Annotated in this window: 16 protein-coding genes; 14 read left to right on the top strand and 2 right to left on the bottom strand. The window is 31.8% G+C overall.

All coding sequences use genetic code 11. The features are described 5' to 3' along the window. Positions 1-2 precede the first annotated feature (2 nt). Together ligA and ASE40_RS17735 are read left to right on the top strand one after the other, a co-directional pair. Positions 3-2009 carry an NAD-dependent DNA ligase LigA gene (gene ligA, locus ASE40_RS17740; RefSeq protein WP_057118461.1) on the top strand — a complete coding sequence of 669 codons (2007 nt, stop codon included), beginning with the start codon at positions 3-5 and terminating at the stop codon, positions 2007-2009. After that, on the top strand, positions 1996-2688 hold the full coding sequence (locus ASE40_RS17735; protein ID WP_057118460.1) for a lysoplasmalogenase family protein: 693 nt from the start codon (positions 1996-1998) through the stop codon (positions 2686-2688). Before ligA ends, ASE40_RS17735 begins: the two co-directional genes overlap by 14 nt. On the opposite strand, the gene ASE40_RS17730 is transcribed toward ASE40_RS17735, so the two are convergent. Both ASE40_RS17730 and ASE40_RS17725 read right to left on the bottom strand, forming a co-directional pair. After that, positions 2675-3586: a bifunctional metallophosphatase/5'-nucleotidase gene (locus ASE40_RS17730; protein ID WP_057118459.1), complete on the bottom strand. Its 912-nt coding sequence runs from the start codon at positions 3584-3586 to the stop codon at positions 2675-2677. The two genes, ASE40_RS17735 and ASE40_RS17730, sit on opposite strands and share 14 nt — an antisense overlap. A 45-nt stretch (positions 3587-3631) precedes the next feature. Then, complete coding sequence (locus ASE40_RS17725; RefSeq protein ID WP_057118458.1) at positions 3632-4411, bottom strand: 5'-nucleotidase C-terminal domain-containing protein; 780 nt, start codon at positions 4409-4411, stop codon at positions 3632-3634. 47 nt (positions 4412-4458) lie between these two features. Here ASE40_RS17725 and ASE40_RS17720 point away from each other — a divergent pair, with 47 nt between their 5' ends. The 12 genes from ASE40_RS17720 to ASE40_RS17665 all read left to right on the top strand — a co-directional run bounded on the left by ASE40_RS17720 (position 4459) and on the right by ASE40_RS17665 (position 16113). After that, positions 4459-4971, top strand: coding sequence for a DUF6913 domain-containing protein (locus tag ASE40_RS17720; RefSeq protein ID WP_057118457.1), 513 nt, complete (start codon positions 4459-4461; stop codon positions 4969-4971). Between the two features lie 14 nt (positions 4972-4985). Beyond that, positions 4986-5867 (top strand): 4-hydroxy-tetrahydrodipicolinate synthase, encoded by an 882-nt coding sequence (gene dapA / locus ASE40_RS17715; RefSeq protein ID WP_057118456.1) that lies wholly within the window; start codon positions 4986-4988, stop codon positions 5865-5867. Between the two features lie 135 nt (positions 5868-6002). Then, a complete protein-coding gene (locus tag ASE40_RS17710) occupies positions 6003-6797 on the top strand; it encodes an outer membrane protein assembly factor BamD (protein WP_057118455.1) in 795 nt (264 codons plus the stop codon). An 8-nt stretch (positions 6798-6805) separates the two neighbouring features. Then, on the top strand, positions 6806-7123 hold the full coding sequence (locus ASE40_RS17705) for a DNA-directed RNA polymerase subunit omega (RefSeq protein WP_008463064.1): 318 nt from the start codon (positions 6806-6808) through the stop codon (positions 7121-7123). 7 nt (positions 7124-7130) lie between these two features. Continuing rightward, a complete protein-coding gene (gene coaBC, locus ASE40_RS17700) occupies positions 7131-8345 on the top strand; it encodes a bifunctional phosphopantothenoylcysteine decarboxylase/phosphopantothenate--cysteine ligase CoaBC (RefSeq protein WP_057118454.1) in 1215 nt (404 codons plus the stop codon). A gap of 66 nt (positions 8346-8411) precedes the next feature. Next, positions 8412-9296 (top strand): DUF4835 family protein, encoded by an 885-nt coding sequence (locus ASE40_RS17695; RefSeq protein ID WP_057119837.1) that lies wholly within the window; start codon positions 8412-8414, stop codon positions 9294-9296. A gap of 53 nt (positions 9297-9349) precedes the next feature. Further along, complete coding sequence (recN, locus tag ASE40_RS17690) at positions 9350-11002, top strand: DNA repair protein RecN (RefSeq protein ID WP_057118453.1); 1653 nt, start codon at positions 9350-9352, stop codon at positions 11000-11002. A gap of 10 nt (positions 11003-11012) precedes the next feature. Continuing rightward, complete coding sequence (locus ASE40_RS17685) at positions 11013-11534, top strand: tetratricopeptide repeat protein (RefSeq protein ID WP_057118452.1); 522 nt, start codon at positions 11013-11015, stop codon at positions 11532-11534. Between the two features lie 21 nt (positions 11535-11555). Continuing rightward, positions 11556-12746 (top strand): enoyl-ACP reductase FabV, encoded by a 1191-nt coding sequence (gene fabV / locus ASE40_RS17680; protein WP_057118451.1) that lies wholly within the window; start codon positions 11556-11558, stop codon positions 12744-12746. 126 nt (positions 12747-12872) lie between these two features. Further along, positions 12873-13871 carry a glycosyltransferase gene (locus tag ASE40_RS17675; protein ID WP_057118450.1) on the top strand — a complete coding sequence of 333 codons (999 nt, stop codon included), beginning with the start codon at positions 12873-12875 and terminating at the stop codon, positions 13869-13871. A gap of 2 nt (positions 13872-13873) precedes the next feature. Then, a complete protein-coding gene (gene coaE / locus ASE40_RS17670) occupies positions 13874-14470 on the top strand; it encodes a dephospho-CoA kinase (protein ID WP_057118449.1) in 597 nt (198 codons plus the stop codon). A 59-nt stretch (positions 14471-14529) separates the two neighbouring features. Next, positions 14530-16113, top strand: coding sequence for a sensor histidine kinase (locus tag ASE40_RS17665; RefSeq protein WP_057118448.1), 1584 nt, complete (start codon positions 14530-14532; stop codon positions 16111-16113). Positions 16114-16116: the final 3 nt, after the last annotated feature.

Genomic DNA, 16116 nt, shown 5'->3' with positions numbered 1-16116 from the left:
TTATGAGCATTCAAGAAACCATTCAAACATTACGAAATGAACTTAATCAACACAATTACAACTATTATGTGTTAGATAATGCAACGATTTCAGATTATGATTTTGATATAAAACTGAAAGAACTTCAAGATTTAGAAAATAAACATCCAGAATTTTTTGATGAAAATTCACCAACACAACGCGTTGGCGGAACAGTTACCAAAAATTTTAAAACCATAGCACATCAATATAGAATGTATTCTTTAGATAATTCCTATTCTAAAGAAGATTTGCTGGATTGGGAAAACCGCATTCAAAGAGTGCTCGGAAATGTTAATCTGCAATATACCTGCGAATTAAAATATGATGGTGCTTCAATTAGTATTTCCTATGAAAACGGAAAGTTAGTTCAGGCGTTAACGCGCGGAGACGGTTTTCAAGGCGATGAGGTAACCAATAACATTAAAACGATAAAATCAATTCCTTTACACTTAAAAGGAAAATATCCAGATAAATTTGATATTCGAGGAGAAATAATTCTGCCGCTTGCTGGTTTTGAAAAAATGAACCAGGAATTAATCGAAATTGGAGAAACACCTTATTCAAACCCAAGAAATACAGCTTCAGGAAGTTTAAAATTACAAGATAGTGCTGAGGTTGCAAAACGACCGCTAGAATGTTTGTTGTATTTTGTAACGGGAAATAACCTGCCTTTTTCGTCACAATTCGAAGGCTTAGAAGCCGCAAGAAGCTGGGGATTCAAAGTACCGAAAGAAGCAAAACTAGTCAATAATATGCACGAAGTTTTTGACTTTATTGATTATTGGGATGTGCACCGTCATAATCTTCCTTACGAAACAGATGGAGTTGTAATAAAAGTAAACAGCATTCAGCATCAGGAAGAATTAGGTTATACTGCAAAATCACCGCGCTGGGCAATAGCTTACAAATTCAAATCAGAACAGGTTTCAACCAAATTAAAATCAATTTCCTATCAAGTAGGAAGAACTGGCGCCATAACTCCAGTTGCGAATTTAGAACCTGTGCAGCTTGCTGGAACAATTGTAAAAAGAGCTTCTCTTCACAATGCCGATCAAATCGAAAAATTAGATATTAGGGTAAATGATACTGTTTTTGTAGAAAAGGGCGGTGAAATTATTCCAAAAATCATTGCAGTAGATTTAGCCAAACGCCCAGAAAATTCAGAAGTAACACATTATATTTCCTATTGCCCGGAATGCCAGACTGAATTAGTTAGAAATGTGGGTGAAGCCAATCATTACTGTCCTAATTTCTACGGTTGTCCACCGCAGATTATAGGTAGAATTCAACATTACATTTCTAGAAAAGCTATGGATATCGAAGGTCTAGGCGGAGAAACTGTGGCGTTACTTTTCAAAAATGGCTTAGTACACAATTATGCAGATTTGTATGAATTGAGAGTAGAAGATATTCTACATTTAGAAAGAATGGCTCAAAAATCTGCCGAAAACTTGGTAAATGGAGTTCAGAAATCAAAAGAAATTCCGTTCGAAAGTGTATTGTTTGCACTTGGAATTCGTTTTGTCGGAGAAACTGTAGCCAAAAAATTAGCCAAACATTATAAAAATATCGATGCTTTAAGCAAAGCTTCATTAATGGATTTAATTTTGGTTGATGAAATTGGAGAAAGAATTGCAAGAAGCGTTGTTGAATTTTTTGAAAATGAAGAAAATCAAAAAATCATTGAGCGCTTAAAAAATTATGGAGTTCAGTTTCAAATTGAAGAAAGAGTAAATCCAAATGCGACCGAGAAATTTGTTGGAAAAACATTTGTTGTTTCTGGAGTATTTAGTCAATTTTCAAGAGATGAATTGAAGAAAGCCATAGAAGATAACGGAGGAAAAGTTGGAAGCTCTATTTCTGCAAAAACAGATTTTGTTGTAGCAGGAGATAATATGGGACCAGCGAAATTAGAAAAAGCCACTAAATTAAATATACCTATATTATCAGAAGAAGATTTTATAAACAAATTAAATGAAACCGAATAAACCGTCGTTAATTTTGTTTTTTCTGGCATTGTTCTGTACAATCATTTTTGATTATACAGAACAAGACTTTTTTGCGACGTATGCCAAAGCAATAGTTCTCCCGGCTATTTTTATTTATTTTTTAATTAGCAATGAATTCAAAATTGGAAAATCAGAAGGTGTGATTTTCTTTTTTTGTTTTGTAGGGCAGGTATATGACTTAATGGATATTGAAAGTTCTGAAATAGGGGGAGTAATATGTTTTTTAATCGTTTACCTTTTAATTATTAGAATCTTCATTAAAGAGCACGAAAGAATAAAATTAACAAAACGCGATATTCTGCCTATTTCTATTGTGGTAGTTTTTATTGTCTACTTACTAGTTTCTGTCTTGAGTTTACAATTAGACAGTATGAAACGGTTTCACATAATTTACACTTTCTACGGAATTGTTTTAAGCGTCTTAAGTTATTACTGTTTTGTAAGTTACATCACCAAAGGAACGCATATTACTTTACTGATGTCATTAATGGCAGTAAGCTATATCTTCTCAGATATTTTCTATATTTTCAATGAATACTTCTCGTACTCGATTGTTTTGGTTTTAATACGAGACATAACTCAAATTCTAGCTTATTTCTTTATGGTAGAATACTTTTTAGAAAAAGCTAGAATTCAAAATAAACCTACACCACAATAGTTGTACCTTGGTTTGTATGTGCTTTGTCTTTATCAAAATAAAAATCTATTCGACCTAAATTGATTCCGTAACAACCCACCTGATTTACCAATACCTCTTTACCAGCTTTGTTTTTTACAATAGTTGGTTTGTCTAAAAAAGTATGAGTATGACCGCCAATAATTAAGTCAATATCTTGAGTTTGTTCAGCAAATTTCAAATCGCTTATTTTAGTTGGATCATCTTTATATTTATATCCCAAATGCGAAAGACAAATTACTAAATCACATTTTTGTTCCTTTTTCAAAAGCTGTGTCATGTCCTGCGCAATTTCTACGGGATTATTATAAACAGTTTCCTTGTATAATTGCTTGTCTACCAAACCTTGTAATTCAATTCCAACTCCAAAAACACCAACCTTAATTCCGTTTTTATTGAAGATTTTGTACGGTTTTACATGTCCGTCCATAACCGTATTTTTAAAATCATAGTTAGAACAGATAAAATCAAAAGTGGCGTGAGGAAGCTGAGCGTATAAGCCATCAAGGCCGTTATCAAAATCATGGTTTCCAATAGTTGAAGCATCATACTTCATCATACTCATCAATTTAAATTCCAATTCACCGCCATAATAATTAAAATATGGAGTTCCCTGAAAAATGTCTCCTGCATCTAAAAGAAGCACATTCGAATTTTCTTTACGAATAGACTCTATTAATGCCGCACGACGAGATACACCGCCCATATTAGGATTACGCGGATCATCAGCAGGAAAAGGATCAATGTGGCTGTGCACATCATTAGTATGTAGAATTGTTAAATGTTTAATATCGTTAGTTTCAAAACTGCTCAAAGACAATCCTAAACTTAGTAGGGCAGTGCTTGCTGCTGTTTTTTCGATAAACTCTCTTCTTTTCATTTTATATTTTTTTTGCAGGAATGCTTACTTTTTTCTTTAATTTTTTTATTCTTCTCTAATTCTGATATTTTTTGGAGCCACAACTGTGTCTACATCTTTAAAATAATCAATCAATACATTTCTAAGTTTATAGTTTAAGTCAAACTTTTGAGTGCCTTTAGTAAAGAAAATCATACTGTCACCGCCATTTGCCAAATAATCATTTGTAGCTACATAATACGTCTTGTTCAGATCTAGCGGTTTTCCTTGAACTAGGATGTTTTTTGCAGTATTGTCTTTTGCAATTGTAAAAGTCATTCCAGACAGAGGCTGCGGTTTTTTCTCCTTAATAATATAGGCTGCAATTTCTAAAATTTGTTCCCCTTTTAAAGCTATAACAACCAGATTGTTTTCGAAAGGCATAATTTCAAAAGCGGTTCTCGTAGTTACATTTCCTTTAGGAAGAATTGCGCGGATGCCCCCATGATTTAAAAGACACAAATCGATATCTTTATTTTCGCGTGCTTTAAAAACAGTATTTCCTCTTTGCAGGCAAACATCAGCTAATAGACTTCCAATGCTGGTCTGCCATTTTCCTGTACTCTTGTCTAAAGTTTCAGGAGCATAAGCCAAAACATTATCCAAATCTTGGTTAATGTGATCACGATAAGGTTTAATAAAGTTTTCAATTGCTGGAGTTTCAGCAGTTTTTTCAGTAACAGGAAGTTGTTTCCCTTCAATTTTGTTTAGACTGTAATTTTTTTGACTACAGGAAACTGTAAAAAAAAGTGTTAAGAATATAACAAAAAGTTTCAAAAATCCGTTATACTTTTTTAGTTTTACCATTTTAAATGCAACTTAAATAATTAATTTTGTAATCTAGTAAAAGTACTATGTTTTTAAATTATATAAAGGAATTTTTTGTAAAAAAATCATTAAAAAATAACTTAAGTAACAATAAAAACGAGGTCTTTTCTAAGAACGTTCAAACAATTGGTTTATTGATAGATGAAAGTAATTTTGACCATTCTGAAGCGCTGATTAACGAATTAAAGCTTCATGGAATTGCTTCAGAAAACATAAAAGTTGTTGCATACAGAGGAAAAATTAACGAGAAAGAAACGTATTTAAGACCTACTTTTGGTAAAAAACATATCAATTGGAAAGGAGAAATTACCGAAGATTTTTTGAACAAATTTGTCAATTCAGAATTTGATCTTTTGTTGAGTTATTATAATGTCGAAAATGTCATTTTAATGATGATCACCAATAAATCAAAAGCTAAATTTAAAGTCGGATTTTCTGCTGTAGATCAAAATTTAAACCGCTGGATGATTAGTACAGAATTAGAAAATTACAAACTATTCGTTTCAGAATTGTTTAGGTATTTAAAAAATATAAAATAAATTACAATTAAAATATGCAATCATTAATAGGAACTGGTGTTGCTCTTGTGACTCCATTTAAAAAAGATTTTTCAGTTGACATCGAAGCTTTACAGCGAATTGTAAACTTCTCTATAGATGGCGGAGTGGAGTATCTTGTTGTTATGGGGACTACAGCAGAAAACGCTACCCTTACAGCAGAAGAGAAAGAATTGATTATAAAGACTGTAATCGATGTTAATAAAGGAAGACTGCCTCTAGTTTTGGGAGTTGGCGGGAATAATACTATGCAGATTGTTGAAGAATTAAAAACAAGAGATTTTTCTGCTTTTGAAGCAATATTATCTGTTTCACCATATTATAATAAACCAACACAGGAAGGAATATACCAGCATTTTAAAGCAATTGCAGAGGCTTCTCCAATTCCTGTAATTCTATATAATGTTCCAGGAAGAACATCAAGTAATATGCTTCCTTCAACCGTTATACGTCTTGCTAATGATTTTGAAAATGTTGTAGCAATTAAAGAAGCTGCAGGAGACATGGCACAGGCAATGCAGATTATTAAAAATGCGCCAAAAGATTTTCTAGTTATATCTGGAGATGATATGCTGGCATTGCCAATTGTTTTGGCGGGCGGTGCTGGTGTTATTTCGGTAATTGGACAAGGTTTTCCGAAAGAATTTTCAGAAATGATTCGTTTAGGATTGAATAAAAAAGTGGCAGATGCATTCAAAACCCATTATTTCTTGTCAGACAGTATTGATATGATTTTTGAGCAGGGAAATCCAGCTGGAATTAAACAAATCTTCCAAGCCCTTGGAATTGCTGATAATACCGTTCGTCTTCCTTTAGTAAGCGTAGATGATTCGCTGGCAGAAAGATTAAATGAATTTGTAAAAAACAGTATTAGATAAACGTAAGTTTTACGGGATTTTATTATACTAAAAAATATTTTGTAGTAGCTAAATTAATAACTAAATTTGCCACCGAAACTTCGGTGTGATTTTGCTTTGGCAAATTGTCTGAGAGATCATAATAAAAGTAAGAAAATGAAAAGAATAGTATCGCTGTTAATTGTTGTGGCCCTTTTTTGTTCTTGTAGTGAGTATCAAAAAGCATTAAAAAATGAAGATGTTGCGGCTAAATTTGAGATGGCAACCAAAATGTATGATGCTGGTAAATATTCAAAAGCGATTCGTCTTTTCGAACAATTGGCTACATCTTATAGAGGAAAACCTCAGGCAGAAAAGCTATTTTACATGTTTTCGCAATCTTATTATAAAACAAAACAATATTATTTAGCTGGTTACCAGTTCGAAAGTTTTGTTTCAGGTTATCCACGAAGCGAAAAAGTGCAGGAAGCTGCTTTTTTAGGTGCATACAGCTATTCAAAACTTGCACCAGTTTACAGTTTAGACCAAACAGATACCGTAAAAGCATTAGAAAAATTACAAGCTTTTATTGATAATTATCCAAATTCAGAATATGTAGCTCAGGCAAATGAAACTGTGCAGCTGTTAAATGGTAAATTAGAGAAAAAAGCATACGAAAATGCTAAAGGTTACAATACAATTTCAGATTACAAATCAGCTTTAGTTGCTTTTGATAATTTTATCGCTGATTATCCTGGAACACCTTTTAAAGAAGATGCGCTGTTTTATAAATATGATTCAGCATATCAATTGGCAATCAATAGTGTACCTTCAAAAATGGAAGAACGCCTAAATGTTGCCAAAGTAGCTTACAATAACTTAGTTAAGTTTAAAAGCGACACAAAATACAAAGTTAAAGCAGACGAAATGAATGCTAGAGTTGAAACAGATTTACAAAAATTTACTAAATAAATAAAGTCATGGATTTAAAAAAGACGAATGCTCCTGTTAACACAATAACTTACAACAAAACAGTTATTGAAGAGCCAACAGGAAATGTGTATGAGGCAATTACCATTATGGCTAAAAGAGCAAATCAAATTAATTCTGAGATTAAAAAAGAATTGACTGAAAAATTAGAAGAGTTTGCTACTTATAATGATAGTCTAGAAGAAGTTTTTGAAAATAAAGAACAAATCGAAGTTTCTAAATTTTACGAAAAATTACCTAAACCACACGCTTTAGCTGTTCAAGAATGGTTAGACGGTAAAACTTACCACAGAAGTTCAAACAAATAACAGTATAATGTCAGTTTTAAACGGGAAAAAAATTTTACTGGGAGTTTCTGGTGGAATTGCAGCCTATAAAACAGCCTCATTAGTACGACTTTTTATAAAAGCAGGTGCACATGTCCAAGTGATAATGACACCTGCTTCTAAGGATTTTGTAACTCCATTAACGTTATCTACGTTATCTAAAAATCCAGTACATTCAAGTTTCTTTAATCAAGATGATGAAGATGCAGTTTGGAACAATCATGTTGAATTAGCACTTTGGGCTGATCTTATGTTGATTGCTCCCGCTACAGCCAATACATTATCGAAAATGGCTACAGGAAACTGTGATAATCTTTTAATTGCAACCTATTTATCGGCTAAATGTCCAGTTTATTTTGCACCTGCAATGGACTTGGATATGTATAAGCATCCTTCAACTTTATCGAGCTTTGCGGCATTAAAACAGTTTGGAAATGTAATGATTCCAGCTGAAAATGGCGAATTGGCTAGTGGCTTATCTGGTGAAGGAAGAATGGCTGAACCTGAAAACATAATTGCTTTCTTAGAAGCTGATTTAGAGAGTAAACTGCCCTTAAAAGGAAAAAAAATACTAGTTACTGCAGGACCAACATACGAAGCGATAGATCCCGTACGTTTTATAGGAAATCATTCTTCTGGTAAAATGGGGTTTGATATTGCCAATGAAGCTGCAAGTCTAGGAGCAGAGGTGTTTTTAATTGCTGGTCCAACGTATTATAAGGCTAAGAATGCTTTAGTAAAGGTTGTGGATGTTGTATCTGCTCAAGAAATGTACGATGCTTGTCATTTGTATTTTAATGACGTTGATGCAGCAATCGCGGCGGCAGCTGTTGCAGATTATAGACCGAAATTTGTTGCAGACCAAAAGATTAAGAAAACTGCAGCTGAGTTTTCGATAGAACTTGAAAAGACAAAAGATATCTTGTCTTCTTTAGGAGCTATTAAAAAAAATCAGTTTTTAATTGGATTTGCATTAGAAACTGAAAATGAAATTGAAAATGCTAAGTTGAAAATTCAGAAAAAAAACTTAGATTTGATTGTTTTAAATTCCTTACAAGATAAAGGAGCAGGTTTTAAAAAAGAGACCAATAAAGTAACCTTTATTGATAAAAATTTTGAAATCGAACCAATGGAATTAAAATCAAAAGAATTTGTAGCGGCTGATATTTTGAATAAAGTTATTCTGCATTTTTCAAAATCCTAGATTTAAAATATACGCCGAGAACATAAATCCCAACAATTTATGTTTAAATTTAATATTTATACAATTATGAATAAGATAGTTACGCTGTTAGTATTTCTAAGCTTTGGTTTTGTGCAAGGGCAGCAGCTAAATTGTACAGTAACTATTAATACAGAGCGACTTACGAACCCGAATAATCAGGTTTTTAAAACGCTTCAAACCTCATTGTCTGAATTTGTAAACAAAACAGACTGGACAGGTTCAATTTTAAAACAAAACGAAAGAATTAACTGCTCGATGTATATTACTTTATCATCTAACAGTTCAGATCAATTTACAGGAACTATTCAGGTTCAATCTTCAAGATTGATTTTTAATTCTACTTATTCTTCACCGGTTTTAAATTATAACGACAAAGATTTTAATTTTAGATATACAGAATACGAACCATTGCTATTTAATCCAAATACTTATGACTCAAATTTAGTTTCTGTTATATCTTTTTATTGTTATATGATTTTAGGTATGGATGCTGATACTTTTCAAATGGGTGCAGGAAATCAATATCTTCAAACTGCTCAAAACATTGCTAACGTTGCGCAACAAGGCGGATTTAAAGGCTGGAATCAATCAGATGGGCTTCAAAATCGTTATTATTTGATTAATGATATGATTGCGCCGACTTACAGCGATTTACGCCAAACTATGTACGCTTATCATACTGGATTAGATGGTATGAGTTTAGATTTAAAAGCCTCAAAAGAAAAAATAAAATCTGCATTAATGCTTATAGGTAAATTAAATTCAGTTAAACCAAATGCGTTTATAACCCGAGTTTTCTTTGATGCAAAATCAGATGAAATTGTTTCTATTTTTTCTGGAGGACCAAGTATTTCTGTTACCGATTTAACAGATGTTTTAAACAAAGTTTCGCCATTAAATTCTACTAAATGGTCACAGATTAAATATTAAATCTGTTTCATTTTTAAAACCTACTTTAACCTTTATTTTTACAAAATTGCTCTATGATCACGTCACTGTCAATTAAAAATTATGCTCTTATTGAAAAACTAGCGATAGATTTTTCTAAAGGTTTTTCTATAATTACAGGTGAGACAGGAGCAGGAAAATCAATTATTTTAGGTGCTATTGGTCTCGTTTTAGGTAAAAGAGCAGATCTTACTTCTTTAAAAAATAAAGAAGAAAAATGTGTTATTGAAGCGCATTTTGAAATTTCGAAATACAATTTAAAAGAGTTTTTTGAAGCTAATGATCTGGATTATGAAGATGAAACGATCATTAGACGTGAAATTTTGCCTTCTGGAAAATCGCGTGCCTTTATAAATGACAGTCCTGTTAATCTGCAGCAACTTCAAGATTTAAGTTTGTATTTAATAGATATTCATTCGCAGCAGCAAACTCAGGAATTGTCAGATGAAAATGTGCAATTCAAGATTATAGATGCTATTGCCAATAATGGAGGGGTTATTTCAGAATATCAAAAATTGCTTAAATCTTATAAAGCGGATAAATCAAAATGGAATGCTTTGATTAAAAAGCAGAGTGATTCAGGAAAGGAACAGGAATACAATACATTTTTGTTAAATGAATTAGTGTCTGCACAATTGAAATCTGGCGAACAAGAAGAGTTAGAGGCTGATTATGAAAAGCTAAATAATGTTGAAATAATCAAAGAATCTCTTGATAAATCGCTTACAATAGCAAACGAGGAACAGTTTGGTGTTTTTCATAATTTAAATGAAATTAAAGCAGCTTTGCAGAAAGTGGCTCCATTTTCACCAGAATATCAAAATTTATTTGAAAGAGTAACAAGCTTAGCTATTGAATTTGATGATGTTTCTAAAGAACTGGAAAATTGTTCGGAAAAATTGCTAAATGATCCGGTGCAATTAGAATTAGTAAATCAGAAATTGCAATTGATTTATAATTTGCAGAAAAAACATCAAGTAAATTCTGTTGATAATCTGCTTCAAATTCAAGCTGAATTAGGTAACAGTTTATTGGAACTCGATAATATGGATGAAGAAATAGCAGCTTTATCTAAAATTATTGAGGAGAAAACTATAGAACTAGATAATTATGCAGTTCAAATTCACCAAAACAGGGTAAATGCAATTCCGAAGCTTTCAGAACAATTAATTTCTATTTTAGAAACTTTAGGAATGCCAAATGTTCGTTTTAAAATGGAATTACTACCTTCTGAAGTTTACTTTCAAAACGGAAAAGACGAATTGCAATTTTTATTTTCTGCCAACAAAGGAACGGATTTTGGTTTGTTGAAAAAAGTAGCATCTGGAGGAGAGATGTCTCGTATTATGCTGGCTGTAAAAGCTATTTTAGCAAAATATTCGAAATTGCCAACCCTTATATTTGACGAAATTGATACAGGAGTTTCTGGAGAAATTGCGATTAGAATGGGTGAAATTATGAAAGAAATGAGTGCAACGATGCAGATATTTGCCATTACGCATTTGCCGCAGATTGCAGCAAAAGGAGATTCTCATTTTAAAGTTTCAAAATCGACAGTTGGAGATGATACGCAGTCTGAGTTAAAGCTTTTATCGCAGGAAGAACGAATTTTAGAAATTGCGCAGATGTTATCTGGAGCAAATATTTCTGATTCGGCTTTAAACCATGCAAAACAATTATTGAATTAAAAACATAGGAATGGAAAGTTTGAGTTTTTACGAAAATCAATTTATAAAAGCAGATGCGTTAATTTCTGAGGGAAATTCGGCAGACGCAAAAGAATTACTTGAAGAAATTTTAGCGCAGTATCCTGATTTTGGAAAAGCTCACAATCATTTAGGATGGATTTATTACAATAAATTAAGTGATTATGAGAAAGGAATTTATCATTACAAACTTGCGATGAAGTTCGATACTAAATATCCTGCACCTTATTTAAATTATACTTATTTATTAATTGATATTGGCAGATATGCCGAAGCAAAAGAGCATATTAATTTTACTTTGGCTAATTTAGAAAATGCAGATAATTCTACTTATAATAGTGAATTAGGTAGAATGGCAGAGTATGAAAGTCAATATATTATGGCTTATAATTATTATAAAGCAGCAACCAAAAATGCATTAAACCCAAATTTTATTGACAATATGAATGCTAATATGAAAAGGGTTAAGGATAAAATGTCTATTTTTGAAAAATTAAAACTGAAATTGAAATAATACAAAAAAAATAATTGCAAGATGATTATAGAACCTAGAATGAGAGGATTTATTTGTTTGACTGCCCACCCAACGGGAGCTGAGCAAAATGTTAAAAATCAAATTGAATATGTTAAATCTAAAGGAGAAATTGCTGGTCCTAAAAAAGTTTTAGTGATTGGTGCTTCAACAGGTTTCGGATTGGCCTCAAGAATTACTAGTGCTTTTGGTTCTGGTGCTGCAACAATTGGAGTGTTTTTTGAAAAACCGCCGGTTGAAGGAAAAACTGCTTCTCCAGGATGGTATAATTCTGCAGCATTTGAAAAAGAAGCTCATAAAGCAGGTTTATATGCAAAAAGCATCAACGGAGATGCGTTTTCAAATGAAATTAAAAAAGAAACTCTAGATTTAATCAAAGCTGATTTAGGACAAGTGGATCTTATTATTTATAGTTTAGCTTCGCCAGTACGTACAAATCCTACTACCGGAGTTACACATCGTTCAGTTTTAAAACCAATCGGACAAACTTTTACAAACAAAACTGTTGATTTTCATACAGGTAAAGTTTCTGAAGTTTCTATCGCTCCAGCAAATGAAGAAGATATAGAGAATACAGTTGCTGTTATGGGAGGTGAAGACTGGGCAATGTGGATCGATGCTTTGAAAAATGAAAATTTATTAGCAGAAGGAGCTACAACTGTTGCTTATTCTTATATCGGACCATCTTTAACAGAAGCGGTTTACCGTAAAGGAACGATTGGACGTGCGAAAGATCATTTAGAAGCTACAGCATTTACAATTGGAGATTCTTTAAAATCTATTGGAGGAAAAGCTTATGTTTCTGTAAATAAAGCTTTAGTAACTCAAGCAAGTTCTGCAATTCCTGTAATTCCGTTATACATTTCTCTTTTATACAAAATAATGAAAGAAGAAGGAATTCACGAAGGTTGTATCGAGCAGATTCAGCGTTTGTTCCAAGACAGATTATACAATGGTTCTGATGTTCCTGTAGACGAAAAAGGAAGAATTAGAATTGATGACTGGGAAATGCGTGAAGATGTTCAGGCTAAAGTGGCTAAACTTTGGTTAGAAGCAACTACAGAAACATTACCAGAAATTGGTGATCTTGCAGGTTATAGAAATGATTTCTTAAATTTATTCGGATTTGAATTTGCTGGTGTTGATTATAATGCAGAAGCAAATGAAGTTGTCCAAATTGAAAGTATCAAATAACAATATTTACTTACTAGTAAGCAAAAACCATCAACCAAAAGTTGATGGTTTTTTTGTGAATATACCATATCTTTGTTAAAATTTTGAAACCTAAAAAATTTACCCTTTAATAACGCGCATTCTGCTATGATTTTTTCCTTAATTATACCCGTGTATAATCGTCCAGATGAAGTTGATGAACTTTTAGAAAGTCTCTCAAAATCTGATTATAATGAAGCTTTTGAAATTGTTCTTGTCGAAGATGGATCTTCAATACCATGCAGAGATGTGGTAATGAATTATCAGGGAAAATTAAATATATCCTACTATTTTAAACAAAATTCAGGACCTGGAGATTCTCGTAATTTTGGAATGCAAAAGGCGAGAGGAGATTATTTTATCATTTTTGATTCAGATTGTATTATTCCTTCCAACTATTTGACGGAAGTACGTAAAGCATTAAATGAAAAATATGTTGATTGCTTTGGAGGCCCAGATAAAGCGCTTGATAGTTTTTCGGATATTCAGAAAGCAATCAATTTTGCAATGACTTCTTTTTTGACTACAGGAGGAATTAGAGGTGGTTCTGAAAAGATCAATAAATTTCAGCCGCGAAGCTTTAATATGGGAATTTCTAAGAAAGCTTTTGAAGCTTCAAAAGGTTTTGGAAACATTCATCCAGGTGAAGATCCTGATTTATCTATCCGTTTATGGAATTTAGGATTCGAAACAAGACTGTTTTCTGAGGCTTATGTGTATCATAAACGTCGAATTGACTGGGAAAAATTCTCTCTTCAAGTAAAAAAATTTGGTATCGCAAGACCGATTTTAAACAGCTGGTATCCAGAACATAATAAGCTGACTTTCTTCTTTCCAACAGTATTTATATTAGGATTATTATTAGCTTTTTTATTGTTAATTTTCAATATTGATATTTTATTACAATTATATTTCGTATATTTCGTTATAATTTTTCTTACATCAAGTGTCCAAAATAAAAGTATTAAAATTGGATATCTTTCTGTAATAGCAGTGTGGAAACAGTTCTATGGCTACGGAACAGGATTTTTGGAATCTTTTATAAAAGTAATTTTATTAAAAAAGAAACCTCAGGAAGCTTTTCCACGTATGTTTTTTAAAGTATAATAATGACAAAAGTTATTGGTCTTACAGGAGGGATTGGAAGCGGTAAAACAACTATTGCAAACTATTTTGCAGCAATGGGAATTCCAGTTTATATCGCAGATGATGGAGCCAAAAGAGTAATGCAGTCAGATGTTATTCTTAAAGAAGTTAAAGCTGTATTTGGCCAAGATATTTTTGACGGACAAGTTTTAAATAGAGCAAAGTTAGCTCAGATAGTTTTTAATGATAAAGAACAATTAGCAAAATTAAATGCAATTGTGCATCCAGCAGTAAAACAAGATTTTGAATTATGGATGCAGGAGTATAAAAATTTTGATTATGTAATTTACGAAGCTGCCATTTTATTTGAAAGCGGACGTTATAAAGAATGCGATATAATCATAACGGTTACAGCTCCAGAAGAAGTAAGGATTGAGCGTGTTATTGAACGAGATAAAACTACAAGGGAACAAGTTTTAAGCAGGATGAAAATGCAATGGAATGACGAAAAACGAATTTCTATGAGCAATTTCGTGATTAATAACGATAATCTTAAAATTGCTAAAGAAGAAGTTGTTAAAATTCTTAAAATTTTGAATATAAAACAAAATCAGTCTTAAATGTTAATATTTGGTTAATGTATTATTTAGTATATTGTTAAAATATTAATTTTGTTTCGATGAATAAATTATTTTTTAGAATACTTGTTTTATTGATGAGTTTGTCCTTAATCGGGATAATTCTGGTACAGGTATTTTGGTTTAATTCTTCGTTCAAGAATAATGAAGAACAATTTAAATACCACGTTACTCAAGTAATTGGAAATGTTGCAGATAAACTGGAACAACAAGAAGAGTATAGTTTCTACGACAAATACAACCGTATAAAAGATAGTACGGGTAAAATTCCAAAAAAAGAAGATTTACTTGAAGTACTTTATGTACAAAGAAACACAAAAACGAATAAAACAATTGTTTATTCTAATACATTGACATCTGAAGATTACGATATTAATGGTTCTATTTTTAACAAAAAGTTCAGCAGTGAACGTTTTAAAAATTTTAGTTCAAAAAGAGTAACTGAAGTTTATAATAACAATGGGATTGATAATAATAGTTTAGGACAAAGTATTATTCCAGATATAAGGGATGAAAAATCTGGAAGTTTGGATATTTTAAATAAAGTTCAACAGCAGATTCAATATAAAGACATTGCCTCTTTGACTCCAATTGAAGGAAGAATTACAAAAGACAAGCTTTCTAAATTATTAAAGAAAGAGCTGGAAGAATATGGTGTTAAAACCAAATTTGAATTCGGAATTTATAGCAGCGGCGTTCCAACAAAAATAAAATCTGACGGATTTCATTATGACAAGGATGCTACTTACAATATTCCAGTTTATACAGATAATGAGGGAAATAGCAAATACGAATTGTCAGTTACTTTTCCACATAAAAAGAAATTTTTATTATCTGAATTATTAAGTATCACTATTTTATCGATAGTTTTTACCTTAATTATAATTGTTGCTTACACGAGTGCATTAAATCAATTATTGCGTCAAAAACATATTTCTGAAATCAAAACAGATTTTATAAACAATATGACGCATGAGTTTAAAACTCCAATTGCAACTATAAATTTAGCATTAGATGCTATTAAAAATCCAAGAATTATAGAAGATAAAGAAAAAGTGTATCGCTATCTTCAAATGATTCGAGATGAAAATAAAAGAATGCATGCACAGGTGGAAAATGTTCTTCGTATTTCTAAATTAGAAAAAAGAGAACTTGACATCACCAAAGAGCCAACTGTAGTTCATGATATTATTGATGATGCAATTGAACACGTGAATCTAATTCTAGAGGATAGAAAGGGTACTGTAGTAAGGCATTATAATGCAGCGAGAACAACCTGTTTGATAAATGAAGTTCATTTTACAAATGTATTGGTTAATATTTTGGAAAATGCCATCAAATACTCACCAGGTACACCAGAGATTGAAATCTTTACAGAAAATGTAAAAGATATGATTTTGATAAAAGTAAGAGATCATGGTTTGGGAATGAGTAAGATAGCTCAAAAACGAGTTTTTGAGAAGTTTTACAGAGAGCATACAGGAGATTTGCACAATGTAAAAGGCCACGGTTTAGGTTTGGCCTATGTTAAGAGAATTGTTGAAGACCACAACGGTCAAGTATATGTAGAAAGCGAAAAAGGAAAAGGTAGCACCTTTATAATAAAAATACCATTAATAAATTAAAAT

It is taken from the genome of Flavobacterium sp. Root935, assembly GCF_001429295.1.
Taxonomy (GTDB): Bacteria; Bacteroidota; Bacteroidia; order Flavobacteriales; family Flavobacteriaceae; genus Flavobacterium.
This window is presented reverse-complemented; position numbering and strand designations above follow the sequence as displayed.